Annotated in this window: 17 protein-coding genes; 12 read left to right on the plus strand and 5 right to left on the minus strand. The window is 56.0% G+C overall.

Annotation, left to right across the window (positions count from 1 at the left end; genetic code table 11):
- Positions 1-55: 55 nt before the first annotated feature.
- Positions 56-850, plus strand: coding sequence for an AraC family transcriptional regulator (locus MMW58_RS17545; protein WP_159236421.1), 795 nt, complete (start codon positions 56-58; stop codon positions 848-850).
- A 437-nt stretch (positions 851-1,287) separates the two neighbouring features.
- Positions 1,288-1,629, plus strand: coding sequence for an anti-adapter protein IraP (gene iraP, locus MMW58_RS17550; RefSeq protein WP_133597544.1), 342 nt, complete (start codon positions 1,288-1,290; stop codon positions 1,627-1,629).
- 62 nt (positions 1,630-1,691) lie between these two features.
- Here the strand turns inward: iraP and MMW58_RS17555 are convergent, their stop codons facing one another.
- Complete coding sequence (locus tag MMW58_RS17555; protein ID WP_133597542.1) at positions 1,692-3,866, minus strand: TonB-dependent siderophore receptor; 2,175 nt, start codon at positions 3,864-3,866, stop codon at positions 1,692-1,694.
- An 819-nt stretch (positions 3,867-4,685) separates the two neighbouring features.
- A complete protein-coding gene (gene rcnR, locus MMW58_RS17560) occupies positions 4,686-4,958 on the minus strand; it encodes a Ni(II)/Co(II)-binding transcriptional repressor RcnR (protein ID WP_045854885.1) in 273 nt (90 codons plus the stop codon).
- A 123-nt stretch (positions 4,959-5,081) separates the two neighbouring features.
- Between rcnR and MMW58_RS17565 the strand changes: the two genes are divergently transcribed.
- Entirely contained in the window at positions 5,082-6,197 is a 1,116-nt protein-coding gene (locus tag MMW58_RS17565; RefSeq protein WP_241723750.1) for a nickel/cobalt efflux protein RcnA, read from the plus strand.
- A 250-nt stretch (positions 6,198-6,447) separates the two neighbouring features.
- Positions 6,448-7,074 carry a hypothetical protein gene (locus MMW58_RS17570; protein WP_241721740.1) on the plus strand — a complete coding sequence of 209 codons (627 nt, stop codon included), beginning with the start codon at positions 6,448-6,450 and terminating at the stop codon, positions 7,072-7,074.
- 309 nt (positions 7,075-7,383) lie between these two features.
- Here MMW58_RS17570 and icd read toward each other — a convergent pair whose 3' ends face one another.
- Positions 7,384-8,634 carry an NADP-dependent isocitrate dehydrogenase gene (gene icd / locus MMW58_RS17575; protein ID WP_095096514.1) on the minus strand — a complete coding sequence of 417 codons (1,251 nt, stop codon included), beginning with the start codon at positions 8,632-8,634 and terminating at the stop codon, positions 7,384-7,386.
- 233 nt (positions 8,635-8,867) lie between these two features.
- On the opposite strand from icd, the gene rluE reads away from it, so the two are divergent.
- The 6 genes from rluE (at position 8,868) to purB (ending at position 13,683) form a co-directional block, all read left to right on the plus strand.
- On the plus strand, positions 8,868-9,533 hold the full coding sequence (gene rluE, locus MMW58_RS17580; protein WP_241721741.1) for a 23S rRNA pseudouridine(2457) synthase RluE: 666 nt from the start codon (positions 8,868-8,870) through the stop codon (positions 9,531-9,533).
- The gene (locus MMW58_RS17585; protein ID WP_045854882.1) at positions 9,530-9,859 is read left to right on the plus strand and encodes a lysozyme inhibitor LprI family protein; all 330 of its coding nucleotides are present in this window, start codon (positions 9,530-9,532) and stop codon (positions 9,857-9,859) included. Before rluE ends, MMW58_RS17585 begins: the two co-directional genes overlap by 4 nt.
- An 11-nt stretch (positions 9,860-9,870) precedes the next feature.
- A complete protein-coding gene (locus MMW58_RS17590; RefSeq protein WP_241721742.1) occupies positions 9,871-10,317 on the plus strand; it encodes an NUDIX hydrolase in 447 nt (148 codons plus the stop codon).
- A gap of 185 nt (positions 10,318-10,502) precedes the next feature.
- The gene (gene mnmA / locus MMW58_RS17595) at positions 10,503-11,609 is read left to right on the plus strand and encodes a tRNA 2-thiouridine(34) synthase MnmA (RefSeq protein ID WP_139339378.1); all 1,107 of its coding nucleotides are present in this window, start codon (positions 10,503-10,505) and stop codon (positions 11,607-11,609) included.
- 58 nt (positions 11,610-11,667) lie between these two features.
- Entirely contained in the window at positions 11,668-12,309 is a 642-nt protein-coding gene (hflD, locus tag MMW58_RS17600; RefSeq protein ID WP_133597533.1) for a high frequency lysogenization protein HflD, read from the plus strand.
- Between the two features lie 3 nt (positions 12,310-12,312).
- Positions 12,313-13,683 carry an adenylosuccinate lyase gene (gene purB / locus MMW58_RS17605; protein WP_041145012.1) on the plus strand — a complete coding sequence of 457 codons (1,371 nt, stop codon included), beginning with the start codon at positions 12,313-12,315 and terminating at the stop codon, positions 13,681-13,683.
- Positions 13,684-13,689: 6 nt separating this feature from the next.
- Here purB and MMW58_RS17610 read toward each other — a convergent pair whose 3' ends face one another.
- Positions 13,690-14,607 (minus strand): LysR family transcriptional regulator, encoded by a 918-nt coding sequence (locus MMW58_RS17610; protein WP_241721743.1) that lies wholly within the window; start codon positions 14,605-14,607, stop codon positions 13,690-13,692.
- Positions 14,608-14,707: 100 nt separating this feature from the next.
- Here MMW58_RS17610 and MMW58_RS17615 point away from each other — a divergent pair, with 100 nt between their 5' ends.
- Both MMW58_RS17615 and MMW58_RS17620 read left to right on the plus strand, forming a co-directional pair.
- Positions 14,708-15,019, plus strand: a complete 312-nt coding sequence (locus MMW58_RS17615; protein ID WP_133597531.1) for a nuclear transport factor 2 family protein — start codon at positions 14,708-14,710, stop codon at positions 15,017-15,019.
- Positions 15,019-15,798 carry an SDR family oxidoreductase gene (locus tag MMW58_RS17620; protein ID WP_241721744.1) on the plus strand — a complete coding sequence of 260 codons (780 nt, stop codon included), beginning with the start codon at positions 15,019-15,021 and terminating at the stop codon, positions 15,796-15,798. Before MMW58_RS17615 ends, MMW58_RS17620 begins: the two co-directional genes overlap by 1 nt.
- On the opposite strand, the gene MMW58_RS17625 is transcribed toward MMW58_RS17620, so the two are convergent.
- Complete coding sequence (locus tag MMW58_RS17625) at positions 15,795-16,997, minus strand: MFS transporter (protein WP_159236427.1); 1,203 nt, start codon at positions 16,995-16,997, stop codon at positions 15,795-15,797. The genes MMW58_RS17620 and MMW58_RS17625 overlap by 4 nt on opposite strands.
- Positions 16,998-17,077: the final 80 nt, after the last annotated feature.

A 17,077-nucleotide genomic window follows, 5' to 3' on the forward strand; every position in this document is an offset into this window, starting at 1 on the left:
CGCATCTCATTAAATACTATATTCTGTCAAAAAATCCCTAAATACTGCCAATACGATGCCGTCCCAATACGCCACCACATTCTTTGACCCGGACGCCGCAGGATCTCCGGCGGTCGCCCGGCAGCTTGATTTCGTTGATTACGCTGCGGAAGTGCCGGTCCACGCCCACCGTAAAGGGCAGCTGATTATCGCGCTTTACGGCGCCGTTATCTGTCGCGCGGAGAACAACCTGTGGATCGTCCCCCCCGACTGTGCCGTGTGGATCCCCGGCGGCGTCCCCCACAGCGCTAAAGCCACCTGGAACGCGCACCTCAACTATTTATTCATTGAGCCCGGCGCCGCGGCGCTGCCGGAGCGCTGCTGTACCCTGGCGGTATCTGCACTGATCAAAGAGCTGGTCGAGCGCTTAACCCGCGAGGAGGTCGGCTATTCGGCAGACAGCCACGCCGCCAGGCTGACCCGAGTCACGCTCGATGAGCTGGCCGCCATGCCGCAGCAGAACTTCAGCCTGCCGGTCTCGGCGAATGCCAAAATACGCGCTATGGCCGATGCGCTGGTGAGCCATCCGGAGGATCGCAGCACGCTGCAGGAGTGGGCGAAGCGGCTGGCGCTCAGCGAGCGCTCGCTGGCGCGGCTGATGCAGCGTGAGACGGGTCTGACCTTCGGGCGCTGGCGCCAGCAGCTGCACCTGATTATTGCGCTACGGGAGCTGGCCAGCGGCACCTCCGTGCAGAACGTCGCGGCTCAATTGGGCTATGAGTCCGTGAATGCCTTCATCACCATGTTCAGAAAAATGATGGGGAGCACCCCGGCGCACTATTTCGCCGAGCGTAAAACCGCGGCTTCCTGACCGCGCAGGCGAATGAACGTGCGCTCACGGCGATATTTTGCGTGGGGCGGGAGATTAGGATTGATAACGTTTATTTTTACACGTTAAAGCGGCGCTGAAGTTATTTAAAATTAAATAAAATCGGCCTTATTAAGGCATGCTGATAAATAGCCGAAACGCCACGTTAATATCAAAACGCCCTCCTCTGCTTGATTCTCTCTTTTTCAGATGGCGTATGCTCGCGTACCGACCCTGGTGAACGCCCGGCGGTAAACGTTGGTTGAGGATATCCGCATCGGGAAAACGGCCGTGTTGTGACGACATGGCGACAAGATCGCAGCCCCGCTAACACTGAAGATATTTTTTCTGGCATATTTATGTGCTATGGGTATTTCGCCGCACCAACAACGAAGATAGCCATCGGCAACCCCGTTTATCTTATTGATTTGAGGAGTATCATGAACAATGTCATTCTCAGCATAATCGCGAAAATCTCTTCTATGGACGCGGAAAGCAAACAGCTTGCTGCTCAGGTTGAAGCTCAGTCATTACTTATCAGCGCCTTAATGCTGGCCATCGGCAAGGAAGGCGGCGTATCAGAACTGGTAGGCAGCGTTTCTAAGGCGATAAATTCCGTTCTCGAATCTTCCGAAGAGGTTCTGAAAACGGACGCTGAGCTTCTGTTGACAAAATTCCAGGAGCAAATCGCGCTGACGCAGCTGATCAGCACGCATGCCGATGAGATAAACCCGGAAGCGACGGACGGTTCTTCCCCCTCTTCCGATCCGCGCCCTGATTGAGCTGGCAAGCCAATAGCTGAGCGATAAAAACAATGAGGGCGGCCTGAAGACCGCCCCGTTGATTAAAACGACATGGTTACGCCGGCGTAATAAGCGCGACCCGGTTCGTTATAGGTTGAAGCCCCCGCGTTCTCACGGTAGATCTGCTTATCAAACAGGTTGTTGATACCCGCATTGGCGCGCAGATTTTTGGTGATATCGTAGTTAACGTTCAGGCCAACGATGGAATAAGGACTAATTTCACGTTGTGAAAGACCGTTATTGTTTTCAAGGGACGTTTCCGCATACTGGCGCGGTTTCTGGCGGCCATATTGCGTCCAGTTAACGTTCGCGCTCAGATCTTCAGTGGCCTGCCATTCCAGCTGGGAGTTAATGGTAAATTCCGGGATCACCGACAGCGGATTGCCGGTCTTCTTGCTTTCAGAACGGAACATGTAGGTGGCGTTAGAGCGCCACTCCAGCGTATCGGCAATCAGAGGAATGGTCAGATTGCCTTCCAGCCCTTCAACGATGGCTTTACCGCCGTTCTCCCACTGCAGCACGTTATAGGTGCCGTTGGTGTAAATGGCCGAAGTGCCGGACACGATTTTATTTTTGTAGTCATTGCGGAAGTAGGTAATGCCAGCGGCGTAGCCGGCATGACTGAATTCAATCCCCACCTCTTTGTTCACGCTAATTTCAGGATCGAGGTTATCGTTACCCAGTAAATAACATTGACTGAGGCCAATCGGGCAACCGTTGCCGCGCGTAGAAAGCAGGTAGCCCGGCGTTGACTGATAAAGATTAGGCGCTTTGAACGCGCGGGCAATACCGGCTTTCATGGTGAAATATTCCCCCAGCCCCTGCGAAATATTCAGGCTTGGGCTCCAGTTAGCGCCGAAATTATCGTGATAGTCAAAGCGCAGCCCCGGAATCACCTCGGTGCTGTCGGTCGCGGCAATATTATCCTCGAAATAGAGTGAGCTAATCGTGGCCGAGTTTTCACTGCTGCGCTGGGAAGGATCGCCTGAGCTACCCGGTAAATAGAGGTTAGTACTCGACGACTGCATGGAGGCGGGATCGTTGAGCTCATCGCGGTTCCACTCCGCGCCCAGGGTCACCGTTTGATCGACCAGCAGCTGCAGCGGGAAACTGACCTCCCCGCCCGCCCGATAGCTTTCCAGCCGGCTGGTCGAATAGACATCGCTGTTGATCATCCCTTCCGTACTGCCGCCGGTGCCCTCTTTTAAGCGGGTGTTATTGGTCTTTTCATAGTTAAAGTTAAGCCTGGACGTCCCCCAATCCCAAATACCGTTGTGAGTGATGCCATAGTTTTGACGGTATAAGCGGTTGGTTTCATCGCCATAGAGCGACTCTACTAAGCCACCAGCGCTGCTATTACTGTTGCTGTTTTGCGTATCGCCCGCGTAGATATTGCCCTGACGGCTATAGCCATAGGAGAAATCAACGATCTGGGCCGGGGTGATTTTCCACGACAGCACGCCGCTGATATCTTTATTACGCACGCCTTCGCGACCCGCAGCATAGGAACCGTTTTGTGCGGTATTGATGTCATAGGCATCGGCATCGGTGCGGTTGATATTGCCATACAGACGCATCGTTAGCGCGTCACCCGCCAGCGGGCCGCTGAGGTTGAAGTTAGCGCGTCGGGTGTCACCTTCTTTGCTGCTTTCCGGCTGATTGGTGAAGAGGGACAGCGAGCCATGCCAGTCATTGGTGGGGCGTTTAGTAATAATATTGACCACGCCGCCCGCAGCACCAGAACCATAGCGGGCCGCTGCCGGGCCGCGAATCACCTCAATACGTTCCACCATTTCCGCCGGCACCCAGTTGGTATCGCCGCGAGAGTCGCGTTCGCCGCGCCAGCTGTAGCGCACGGAGTTACGAGAGCTCACCGGCACGCCGTCAATCAGCACCAGGGTGTTTTCCGGGCCCATGCCGCGGATGTCGATTTGCCGATTGTTACCGCGGCTGCCGCTGGCGCCATTGCCGGTCAGGTTCACGCCCGGCATTTTGCGGATGATATCGGCAAGATCGTTAACAGGAGGGCTTTTTTGAATATCTTCTTCGGTGATGATCGACACGCCGGGCTGCTGTTTCAGCCCCTGCTCGGCGGTGACGAGCATCGTTTCATCGTCAGCCAATTTCTCCGTGGCTTCTTGCGCAAAAACGGGTGAGCTGAGTAAACCGGCCAAAAACAGCGCAATTGGGCGCTTTTTATCTAAAGTTACATTCACTTAAATAATCCCCAGAAGAGTTAATATTTGTAAGCAAATGCTTATGATAATGAGAGTGATTCTCATTGTACACACACCGAAATAGCGCCTCCTTTTTTTCTACATTATTTGATGGCTTTGCGGTTTATATGTAAATAAACGTAAGTCCATCGATAAACCGAAAAAAGAAATAGATATTGGAAAATACTCAACCACGAAACATTCATTAATATTCTTATAAATCATAGTAATGAAAAAATTAGTAACATACTGCAATTATATGGCTTTTGGTTGCTCTCCGCCGTTATGCCAAAAGGAGCTGCGGTGAATGAGCGAAAATTGAGGAGAAAGCGTGCAGAAGGTCATACAAAGCTTTACATTGAGCACCATTATTTCGCCAATACTTGCCCCTCATCAACGCCCGACGCTGGCCGCCCGATCGCGCCGTAATACCCAGCGGATGAATGAGTTAAATCTAATGCTGTGACCCTGCCCTGACCAATGTGCTCCAGTCACAATCAGGCGCTGGCGCCGAGGGCCGCCCGCTCGAATAACCGTTCACGATTCTGGATATAACGATAGATATTAATTTTGAATTCAGTACAAACTGAAGGGAAATTCCGGGCCGGGTTACAGAGAGGATCTTGCGAAATTATCAGTGCCTGGTTTCGAGCGCCAAAATTACCACCCGATTGCTGATTTCAACATATTGCACGTAGTGGCTTCGATGGTACCGGAGGGTGATTTGAGGCTTAAAAATCACCCATCCGCTGACCGCTTCAGTTTATCACCCAGGCTGCCTGATTAAACCACAATGCAGGTCAGCGCCAGGTAACTGATTTATTTAATATAAGAGTCTAAAACTTTCAGCACTACGTCTAAATCACCCTCACGTTTTGCTTCACTATCTTCGTGAACAATGTGTTCGCTCAGATGACCTTTAATAACCTCACGCATCAAGCCATTGACCGCTCCACGAATGGCGGCAATTTGCTGCAGTACGGCAGCGCATTCATGAGGCTCATCGAGCATTTTTTTCAGCGCAACGACCTGTCCCTGGATTTTACTGGCCCGGGCCTTAAGTTTCTGTTTATCACGAATAGTGTGGGACATGTTGCCCTCTTAAAAGCTGTAAATTATTAGAGATTATATCATTGCCGTTCTACTGGGGGGTAGTATTTGGTACTGGGGGGGAGTAGAATTCCTGTCACGTATTCTACGATGTCGATCATCCTCATGTTTGAATTCACAACGCTTTTGCAGCAGGGCAATGCCTGGATCTTCATCCCCAGCGCGATCCTTCTCGGTGCCATGCACGGACTGGAGCCCGGTCACTCAAAAACGATGATGGCGGCTTTTATCATCGCTATCCGCGGAACGGTGAAGCAGGCCGTTATGCTGGGTCTTGCCGCCACGCTTTCGCATACGGTAATAGTCTGGATGATTGCGGCAGGCGGCATGTATATAAGCCGCAAATTTACCGCTGAATCGGCCGAACCCTGGTTTCAGCTAATTTCTGCCGTCATCATTCTGGGCACTGCGGCCTGGATGTTCTGGCGTACCTGGCGCGGTGAGCGCCTGTGGCAACGGGAGCAGGAAGAAGAGCATGCGCACGGCCATCATCATGCCGAAACGCGGATTATTGATACCGGCCACGGTAGAGTTGAACTCTCTATTTTTGCAGAAGGACGCCTAGCGCACTGGCGTTTTCGTACCCTGAGCGGGCGCTGCTGGCAGGCACGGGATGTGTCACTGGTGACAAACCGGGGGCAAGGCACTTTCTCGCAGGTTTTCGATTTTGTCGAAATAGACGGCTTCATGGAGTCCACGAAGGCTATCCCGGAACCGCACAGCTTTGATGTTCGTCTGACGCTGGGCCATCGCGGCCATGTTCATGACTACGACCTGACATTCCATGAGCACCATCACGATCGTTCGGCGCTGGCAGGAGCAGATGCATCATCAAAGGAGTACCAGGATGCGCATGAAAAAGCGCACGCCAACGACATTGCAAAACGTTTTGCCAACCGGAATGTGACCACGGGTCAGATAATCCTCTTTGGCCTGACGGGCGGACTCATCCCGTGCCCGGCGGCCATCACCGTGCTTCTGCTTTGCATTCAGGTGAAAGAATTTTCGCTCGGTGCGGCGCTGGTTTTATGCTTCAGCGTCGGTCTGGCGATCACCCTGGTCACGGTCGGCGCTGCTGCGGCATACGGCGTGCGGCAGGCGACCAAACGCTGGGGTGGCCTTGATACGCTAGCGCGACGTGCTCCCTATTTTTCCTGCGTGTTGATTGCTCTGGTGGGAATTTATATGGGTTATCACGGCTGGGCCGGCGTCATGCAGTAACTCGCTGAAGGCTCTCTCCAGACCCGCTTTGCAATTTGACCTGAGCATGTGCGTGCTGAGGTCGAATATTTCGTCTAACTTCCATTGAGCGCTAAAGCTTCACCTTCAGGCATGAAGTTGCCGTCTGAACAGCTACCATCCACGTCCAGCTTAAATTAGGGATAAGCATAAATGCGGATGCGTTTTACAATGGTGTATTTTCAACTGTATGATGTTAATCGGAAAAAGAATTCAACCGTAAGGAAACAATATGCCAGATTTTTCTTTGATATTTTTTGGTGCAATAATATTAAGCCTGCTGATTTACGTGATCATAAACTTAATAAAATCGCCGAATAAAAAAGACTCCATTTTAAATATTTTAATCTGGTTGGCTCTTGCTTTCTCTATTGCCTATATCTCTTACTCAGAGAATGCCATCCAGGCTTTCGTGTATTTATTATCAATCTCATTCATTGTCTTATTCTCTATAGCATTTTTAAATATAGCGATAGACTCTGTGTTAGTTAGTACATGCATATCAAGAGCTTTAAAAAAATTACACGCTCAGGAGGAACTTGATCTTACTGATATATTCAAGCTAAAACGATCCATCCTCTATTCAAATAAAACATGGTACATCGTTTATTCAACAGCTAATGGATTTACTCTCATCGGCATAAATAAACTCAAAGAAAAGCCGCATGCGGATAAGAAATTTAACTTAAAAGCTTTAAGCGGTGAACATTATTGCGCTGACTCAATAAACCCTTTCCGGGAGGAAGATATAGGGAAAGTCGCTATCATTTGTCCTCTGAAAGAATTTTATGACTCCGGCGAGGAAAACAGAAAAATAGTTTATGCCTATTTATTAAAACTAAAAAATGAAAGGTTTTAGTTATTTTTCTTCTGTAGTCACTATTGATAATTTCTCGATTAGAAATGTAGGCAATCAGACGCCGGTGTGAACCAGAAAGCCCTGGTCCGCCGCCGGGATTCGACCTTCAACAACCTGAATTATTGTGCCTGAATAACTTCTGTCTCAGCCGGCGGTTTCGCTGTCGAAACCTTATCGCCGGGCAGGTGCTGAAGGTTATGGCGGGGTTTTGACAGCCCGTCTTGATAAAGCTTAGATATCCATGCGAAAGCTAATCATAAAAAAACGGGAGCTCAATGGCTCCCGTTTTTGTCTAACCCAGAGACTGGATTACATGTTCGCGATAATCGCGTCGCCAAACTCACTACATTTCAGCAGCTTAGCGCCTTCCATCAAACGTTCAAAGTCATAGGTCACGGTCTTAGCGGCGATTGCGCCTTCGGTGCCTTTAACGATCAGGTCTGCGGCTTCGAACCACTGCAGGTGGCGCAGCATCATCTCAGCGGACAGGATAATGGAACCTGGGTTCACTTTGTCCTGACCTGCGTATTTCGGTGCAGTACCGTGGGTCGCTTCAAACAGCGCACACTCGTCACCGATGTTCGCGCCCGGTGCAATACCGATACCGCCAACCTGCGCCGCCAGGGCGTCAGAGATGTAGTCGCCGTTCAGGTTCATACAGGCAATAACGTCATACTCGGCCGGACGCAGCAGGATCTGCTGCAGGAAGGCGTCAGCGATAACGTCTTTGATGATGATCTCTTTACCGGTGTTCGGGTTTTTAACCTTCTGCCACGGGCCGCCGTCAATCAGTTCGCCGCCGAATTCTTCGCGAATCAGCTCGTAGCCCCAGTCTTTAAAGGCGCCTTCGGTGAACTTCATGATGTTGCCTTTGTGTACCAGCGTCAGCGAATCACGGTCGTTGGTGATGACATATTCGATAGCAGCACGAACCAGGCGTTTGGTGCCTTCTTCAGAGCACGGTTTGATACCGATGCCGCAATGTTCCGGGAAGCGAATTTTCTTCACACCCATCTCATCACGCAGGAATTTGATGACTTTTTCGGCTTCAGCGGAGTCTGCTTTCCATTCGATGCCCGCATAGATATCTTCTGAGTTTTCACGGAAGATAACCATATCGGTCAGTTCAGGATGTTTAACCGGGCTCGGCGTACCCTGGTAGTAGCGTACCGGGCGCAGGCAGACGTACAGGTCCAGCTCCTGGCGCAGGGCAACGTTCAGAGAACGAATACCGCCGCCAACTGGCGTCGTCAGAGGGCCTTTGATAGCAACACGATAGTCACGAATCAGATCAAGAGTTTCGGCAGGCAGCCAGACGTCCTGGCCATAAACCTGGGTCGATTTTTCGCCGGTGTAAACTTCCATCCAGGAAATTTTACGCTCGCCTTTATAGGCTTTCTCAACGGCGGCATCCACCACTTTCAGCATCGCTGGGGTCACATCAACACCGATACCATCACCCTCAATAAACGGGATAATCGGGTTATTAGGGACGTTCAGTTTGCCATCTTGCAGGGTGATTTTTTGACCTTCCGCCGGAACTACTACTTTGCTTTCCATTAACCTCTCCTTCGAGCGCTTCTGGTTCTGCTCTTCCTTTTCACACTAACCGAGCGTTGGCTTTATCCGCCCACTCCGCTACCGGGTGATCCCGCTAACCGGAGATTCGCGTCCGTGCCGCCTTCTAGTAGCGCGAATCAGTTTGAGCAATATTTTTGTTAAAAAATTGTGATGAGCATGTCAATACTACCTGAATGTTTGCGTCCATGAAAGGCATTCGTAATTAGGCTATAATGCGGCAATTGACGGGGCCTGAAAATACCATGCAGAAAACTTCATTTAGAAAACATCGCGTTGAGCGATTCAGCTCACAACAAGTCACCAGACAACGTAAAGAACGCCAACCAACCAGCGTGATCTTGTTCAATAAACCCTATGATGTGTTGCCGCAGTTTACCGACGAAGCCGGACGCAGCACGCTAAAAGATTTTATTCCGCACGCCGGCGTCTACGCCGCGGGTCGTCTTGACCGCGATAGCGAAGGGCTGCTGGTGTTAACCAACGACGGCGCGCTGCAGGCGCGGCTCACCCAGCCGGGCAAGCGCACCGGTAAAATTTACTACGTCCAGGTGGAAGGCGAACCGACGCCAGAAGCGCTGGAAGCGTTGCGCAACGGTATTACGCTCAATGACGGCCCCACCCTGCCCGCCGAAATTGAGCGCGTCGCAGAGCCCGAATGGCTGTGGCCACGCACTCCCCCCATCCGTGAACGCAAGGCGATCCCCACCAGCTGGCTGCAAATCACCCTCTATGAAGGCCGCAACCGTCAGGTACGCCGCATGACCGCGCACGTGGGCTACCCTACGCTGCGCCTGATTCGCTACGCGATGGGCGGCTATACTCTCGACGGTCTGGACAACGGCCAGTGGCGGGAAATCCCCGAGGAGAACAAACCGTGAAACGACTGATCCTTACCCTCGCCCTGCTTAGCCCCCTTGCCGCCAGCGCGGCGAGCTTTGATTGTCAAAAGGCCAGGGCGGAGGATGAAAAGGCCATTTGCGCCCATCTTTCGCTCAACGATAAAGATGTCGAAATGGCCACTAAGTACCAGTTTCTGAAAGGGCTGTTCGCCATGGGCGGACGCGGCGCCATCCAGGACGCGCAGCAGAGCTGGCTTAAAACACGCCGGCAGTGCGGCGGGAATCTCTCCTGCCTGACGCAGGCCTATGACCAGCGTCTGAAGCAGCTGGATGAAATGTACGCCAACATTAATAAGCCGCTTTAATAAGGATGCCTATGTTCAAGCCGCACGTCACCGTAGCCTGCATCGTGCACGCTAAAGATAAATTTCTGATCGTAGAAGAGACCATCAACGGCAAAGCGCTGTGGAACCAGCCGGCCGGTCATCTCGAGGCGGATGAAACCCTGGTGCAGGCGGCCGAACGCGAGCTGTGGGAAGAGACCGGGATCCGCGCCACCCCGCAGCACTTTATCCGCATGCATCAGTGGATCGCCCCGGACCGCACGTCGTTTCTGCGCTTTCTGTTCGCCATCGAGCTTGACGAACCCTGCGCTACCGAACCGCACGACAGCGATATCGACCGCTGCCTGTGGCTCAGCGCCGAGGAGATACTCAACGCGCCCAACCTGCGCTCTCAGCTGGTGGCGGAAAGTATCCGCAGCTATCAGGGCGATCCGCGCCACCCGCTGTCGCTGATCGGCGCCTTTAACTGGCCGTTTTAACACGCAAAACCGGAGCCGGTGCTGGCGGGACGCGGCGGCACTTTTGGCGCGCACGCGCGCTATCCCCGCAGAGATAAGGCCGGTCAGCGCAGCGGCACGCAAAGTATGCCCCCTTGAGGGGGTGCCTGAGCCGCGACTGCGTGCTAGAATATGCCGCCTTGAAGTTCAATGTGGTGAGTATTCCAATGTCAGAAAATCCAAAAAAAGTGATCGTCGGCATGTCCGGCGGCGTCGACTCCTCGGTTTCCGCCTGGCTGCTGATCCAGCAAGGCTACAAGGTCGAAGGCCTGTTCATGAAGAACTGGGAAGAAGACGATGGTGAGGAATACTGCACGGCCGCCGCCGATCTCGCTGACGCGCAGGCGGTCTGCGATAAGCTCGGCATTGAGCTTCATACCGTAAACTTTGCCGCCGAATACTGGGACAACGTGTTTGAACTGTTCCTGGCTGAATATAAAGCCGGACGCACGCCGAACCCGGATATTCTGTGCAACAAAGAGATCAAATTTAAAGCCTTCCTCGAGTTCGCGGCAGAAGACCTTGGCGCCGACTATATCGCCACCGGCCACTACGTGCGCCGCGCCGACGTTAACGGCAAAAGCCAGCTGCTGCGCGGGCTCGACGGTAACAAAGACCAGAGCTACTTCCTCTACACCCTCGGCCACGAACAGATCGCCCAGAGCCTGTTCCCGGTGGGCGAACTGGAAAAGCCGCAGGTACGTAAAATCGCCGAAGAGCTGGACCTCATCACCGCGAAGAAAAAAGACTCGACCGGCATCTGCTTTATCGGCGAACGCAAGTTCCGCGAATTCCTTGGCCGCTACCTGCCCGCTCAGCCGGGTAAAATCCTCACCGTGGACGGCGAGGAGATCGGCGAGCATCAGGGTCTGATGTACCATACTCTTGGTCAGCGCAAGGGCCTCGGCATCGGCGGGACCAAAGAGGGCAGCGAAGATCCGTGGTACGTCGTCGATAAAGACGTCGAGAATAATATTCTGGTCGTCGCTCAGGGTCACGATCACCCGCGCCTGATGTCGGTAGGGCTGATTGCCCAGCAGCTGCACTGGGTCGATCGCCAGCCGGTGCAAGGCACCCTGCGCTGCACGGTGAAAACCCGCTACCGCCAGACCGATATCCCCTGCACCGTGAAGGCGCTGGACGACGAGCGCATCGAAGTCATCTTTGATGAGCCGGTTGCGGCGGTGACGCCGGGCCAGTCGGCGGTCTTCTACAGCGGTGAAGTGTGCCTCGGCGGCGGCGTAATCGAACAGCGCCTGCCGCTGCAGGCCTGACAGACAGTTTTTACCGCCGATAGCTGAATCCGCTACCGGCGGCTTACAAGGAGCACGTGTGGCGAAGAATTACTATGACATCACGCTGGCGCTGGCTGGCGTTTGCCAGGCAGCCCGTCTGGTTCAGCAGCTGGCGCACCAGGGGCATTGCGATAGCGACGCCCTGCACGTCTCGCTGAACAGCATCATCGACCTCAACCCGGATTCAACCCTGGCGGTGTTCGGTGGCAGTGAAGCCAATCTTCGCCTCGGGCTTGAAACCCTGCTCGCCGTCCTCAACACCGGCAGCCGTCAGGGGCTGAACGCCGAACTGACCCGCTACACCTTAAGCATGATGGTGCTTGAACGTAAGCTTGCGGCAGGCAAGGGCGCCATGGATACCCTTGGCAACCGCATCGCCGGCCTGCACCGCCAGCTGGAACATTTCGATCTGCAGTCTGAAACCCTGCTCAGCGCCATGGCGGGCATCTACGTAGACGTTATCAGCCCGCTGGGGCCGCGCATCCAGGTCACCGGTTCTCCCGCCGTGCTGCAAAGCCCGCAGGTGCAGGCGAAGGTTCGCGCCTCGCTGCTGGCCGGCATCCGCGCGGCGGTGCTGTGGAACCAGGTTGGCGGCGGACGTCTGCAGCTCATGTTTTCTCGTAATCGTCTGGTTAACCAGGCAAAACAAATTCTTGCTCATTTAACCCCGGAGTTATGATCTATGGAATTATCCTCACTGACCGCCGTTTCCCCTGTCGATGGACGCTACGGCGATAAAGTCAGCGCGCTGCGCGGTATCTTCAGCGAATTCGGTTTGCTGAAGTTCCGTGTTCAGGTAGAAGTACGCTGGCTGCAAAAACTAGCCGCGCACGCAGCGATCAAGGAAGTTCCTGCTTTTGCTGCTGACGCAATCGGTTTCCTTGATAAAATCGTTGCTGATTTCAGCGTAGAAGATGCGCAGCGTATCAAAACCATCGAGCGCACCACTAACCACGACGTGAAGGCGGTAGAGTATTTCCTCAAGGAAAAAGTGGCCGACGTTGCCGAGCTGCACGCGGTTTCCGAATTTATTCACTTCGCCTGCACCTCCGAGGACATCAACAACCTGTCCCACGCGCTGATGCTGAAAACCGCCCGCGACGAAGTGATCCTGCCCTACTGGCGCCAGATGATTGACGCGGTAAAAAATCTCGCAACGCAGTACCGCGACGTGCCGCTGCTCTCCCGTACTCACGGCCAGCCGGCGACGCCGTCCACCATGGGTAAAGAGATGGCTAACGTCGCTTACCGCATGGAGCGTCAGTACCGTCAGCTGAACCAGGTCGAAATCCTCGGCAAAATTAACGGCGCGGTCGGCAACTATAACGCCCACATTGTCGCCTATCCGGAAGTTGACTGGCACCAGTTCAGCGAAGAGTTTGTCACCTCCCTGGGTATTCAGTGGAACCCGTACACCACGCAGATCGAGCCGCACGACTATATCGCCGAGCTGTTCGACTGCATGGCCCGCTTCAACACCATCCTGATCGATTTCGATCGCGACGTGTGGGGCTACATCGCGCTCAACCACTTCAAGCAGAAAACCATCGCCGGCGAAATCGGCTCTTCCACCATGCCGCACAAGGTCAACCCAATCGACTTCGAAAACTCCGAAGGCAACCTCGGCCTGGCTAACGCCATGATGCAGCACCTGGCAAGCAAGCTGCCGGTCTCCCGCTGGCAGCGCGACCTGACCGACTCCACCGTCCTGCGTAACCTCGGCGTCGGTATCGGCTACTCCCTGATCGCCTATCAGTCCACTCTGAAAGGCATCAGCAAGTTGGAGCTCAACGGCGATCGCCTGCTCGACGAGCTGGATCACAACTGGGAAGTGCTGGCCGAGCCGATTCAGACCGTGATGCGCCGCTACGGGATCGAGAAGCCGTACGAAAAGCTGAAAGAGCTGACCCGCGGCAAGCGCGTGGACGCCGAAGGCATGCAGCAGTTCATCGACAGCCTGCCGCTGCCGGAAGACGAAAAAGTGCGCCTCAAGGCCATGACGCCGGCCAACTATATCGGCCGCGCGACCACCATGGTTGACGAGCTGAAGTAAGCCCCGCTACCCTCTTCCCGCAGGGGAAGAGGGTTTTGCCACCTCGCGCGCCAGCGCCAGAAAAGCGGCCAGTCCGGCAGACGGATTGCGCCTTCCCGGATAGTAAAGACAGAGCCCCGGAAACGGCGGCGTCCAGTCCGACAGCAGCCGAACCAGCCGCCCGGCGACAATGTCATCCATCACGTTTTGCTCCAGAAAAAAGCCGATCCCGACGTTTTCAAGCACCGCAGCGCGGGCCAGCGAGGCCTCGTCCAGCGTCAGCGGGCCATCGATCTGCGGATGGACCACCTCCCCCTGCTTTTCCAGATGCCAGCGATAGAGAGAGCCGTCCGGCAGCCGCACGCGAATGCACGGATGATTTTGCAGATCCGCCGGCTCGCGCGGCGTCTCGCGGTTGGCCAGATAGCCCGGGGAGGCGACCACCGCATAGCGCTGCGGCTGCCCGAGGGAGAGCGCGATCATGTCATTGGGGATCAAATGCGCGACGCGTACCCCGATATCAAAACCCTCGGCGACGATATCTACCAGCCGCCCCTCCGTCACCAGATCGACGTGCATCTCCGGGTAGCGCCGCAGAAACTCCAGCACCAGCGGCGTCAGAATCGCGCGCCCGGCAAACGGCGGCGCGTTTATCCGCAGTACGCCCGACGGGGTCTCCCGCCGCGAACGCACCTCCGTCAGCGCGTCATGAACGCCCTGCAGCGAAGGACCCATGCGCGCGATGAACAGCTGCCCGGCATCGGTCAACGCCACGCTGCGCGAGGTGCGATTAAATAGCCGCACGCCGAGGCTGGCCTCAAATTTGGCAACGGCATGGCTCAGCGCGGTCGTGGAGACCCCGAGCTCAACGGCCGCCGCCCGAAACGTCCCCCGGCGAGCAATCGCCATCACAGCATCTAAATCAGTGAGCGCAATACGCGACATTATCCCGATTCCTTCATTGTGGCATCCCGGCTGGGCCCAATTGTTTAAATTATAAAGAGTTCTTACAGTAAGTGGGTCATTTAATTACCGGAGTTTACCGATGAATATACCCGCAGCCGTCCAGCTTTTTTTCACCGCCCACGATGAAGATTCGATTGCCGAAGCGTTCACCGCCGACGCCGTGGTCCGCGATGAGGGTCATACCTACAGCGGACGTCAGGCCATTCAGGCGTGGCGGATCGCGGCAAGAGCGCAATATCAGTTCGTTGCCGAGCCCTTCGAAGCCCAGAGCCAGGACGATATCGTTACGGTACGCGCCAGGGTGAGCGGTAATTTCCCCGGCAGCCCGGTGGTGCTCGACTACCGCTTTCAGCTGGCGGATGCGCGCATCGCCCGCCTGGAGATTAAATAATGGCTGACTTTCTGACCTTCAGCGGCAAACGCGTTCTGATCACCTCCGGAACCAAAGGTGCCGGCGCCGCCACCGTCGCGCTGTTCAGCCAGCTCGGCGCGCGGGTGCTCACCTGCGCCCGCCATCCTCCCGCCGTCCCCTCAGAGGCGCTCTTTGTCAAAGCCGATCTGAGCGACGAGGCGGGCTGCGCCCTGCTGGCAAAGGGGGTACAGGAGCAGCTGGGAGGCGTCGATATTATCGTGCATATGCTGGGGGGATCTTCCGCGCCGGCAGGCGGGTTTGCCGCCCTCGACGACGCGCAGTGGCAGCGGGAGCTGGCGCTTAATCTGTTTCCGGCGGTGCGCCTCGATCGGCTCCTGCTGCCTGAGATGCTCGAAAAGCGGTCCGGGGTGATCATCCACGTCTCGTCCATTCAGCGGACCCTGCCGCTGCCGGAAGCGACCACCGCCTACGCCGCCGCCAAGGCCGCGCTATCGGTGTACAGCAAAAGCCTGTCCAAAGAGGTTTCGCCGGCAGGCGTGCGCGTGCTTAGCGTATCCCCCGGCTGGATTGAAACCGAAGCCGCCGTCGGCTTAGCCAACCGGCTGGCGGCGCAGGCGGGTACTGACTACGCCGGCGGACAAAAGATCATCATGGACGCCCTCGGCGGCATTCCTCTCGGCCGGCCGTGCCGGCCAGATGAGATAGCCAATCTGATCGCCTTCCTGGCCTCCGAGCGCGCCAGCGCCATCACCGGCGCCGAGTACGTTATTGACGGCGGCACCATCCCAACCGTCTAAGCGCGGCGGGTCGCAAACCAGAACATGAGCGCCAGCAGGCTGACGGCAGACCCCAGCAGGCACACCCCCTGCCATCCGGCGGCGGCGTATACCGCCGTCGTAGCGGCGGCGCCCAGGCCGCTGCCGGCGGCATAAAACAGCATATAGAGGCCCACCAGCCGGGAGTGGGCTTCTGGCCGGGTGCGAAAAATCATACTCTGATTGGTCACGTGCAGCGCCTGGCCGCCCAGATCCAGCAGCACGATCCCGAGAAGCAGCGCCACCGGCGACCACGCCATCAGCGACAGCGGCCACCAGGCGAGCAGCAGGATCGCCAGCGCCGCGGCGCTGGTGCGCTGTCCGTAGCCCCTGTCGGCCCATTTCCCCGCACGTCCGGCGGCCAGCGCCCCGATAACCCCCACCAGCCCCAGGGCACCGATAGCGGTATGGGAGTAGCTATAGGGCGGCGCGCTCAGCGGCAGCACCAGCGCGCACCAGAAGATATTGAAGGCGGCAAACATCAGCAGCGCCAGCACGCCGCGAACCTGGAGTATCTTCTCCTGACGCAGCAGCGTTAGCATCGATGCCAGCAGCTGGGGATAGCTCAGCGGACTCCTTGCCGCCGCCAGCGCCGGCAGCCGTCGCCAGAGCGGCAGGGCAATAGCCAGCATCAGCAGCGCGGCGAAGAGATAGACCCCGCGCCAGCCGACGAGGTCGCTGATGCCGCCGGAGAATACCCGCGCCAGCAGCAGGCCGATAAACACCCCGCTCTGGGCGGCACCGACCACCCGCCCCTGCTCGTGCGTCCCGGCGGCGCTGGCGGCATAGGCTATCAGCCCCTGCGTCATCGCGGTGCCCAGCAGGCCCACCGCCAGCATGCTGACCAGCAGCATAAGCGCCGACGTTGCGGCGCTGACCGCCGCCAGCGCGGCGATCAGCAGGATCAGCTGCGCGCCCATCAGCCGACGGCGATTGAGCCGATCGCCAAGCGGCACCAGCAGCAATAGCGCCAGCGCGCAGCCGATCTGGGTCGCCGTTACCACGCCGCCGACGGAGGCGTCGCTGATAGCAAACTCCCGCCCCAGGGCATCGAGCAGCGGCTGGGCGTAATAGACGTTTGCGACGCTCAGGCCGCTGGCGATAGCGAACAGCCAGACCAGGCCTGCGGGCATAGCCGCGGCCGGGTCGGCGGGTGTCAGGGATGCAATAGATGCCTTCATGATTCTCTGCCTCAGTAGTCTGGTTTCAAAATAAAACCACTTGAAGGCTAGAGCATGTAGTTTTAAAATGCAACCACACT

The organism is Klebsiella sp. HC6 (assembly GCF_022605325.1).
In the GTDB taxonomy this organism is placed as follows: Bacteria; Pseudomonadota; Gammaproteobacteria; order Enterobacterales; family Enterobacteriaceae; genus Klebsiella; species Klebsiella terrigena.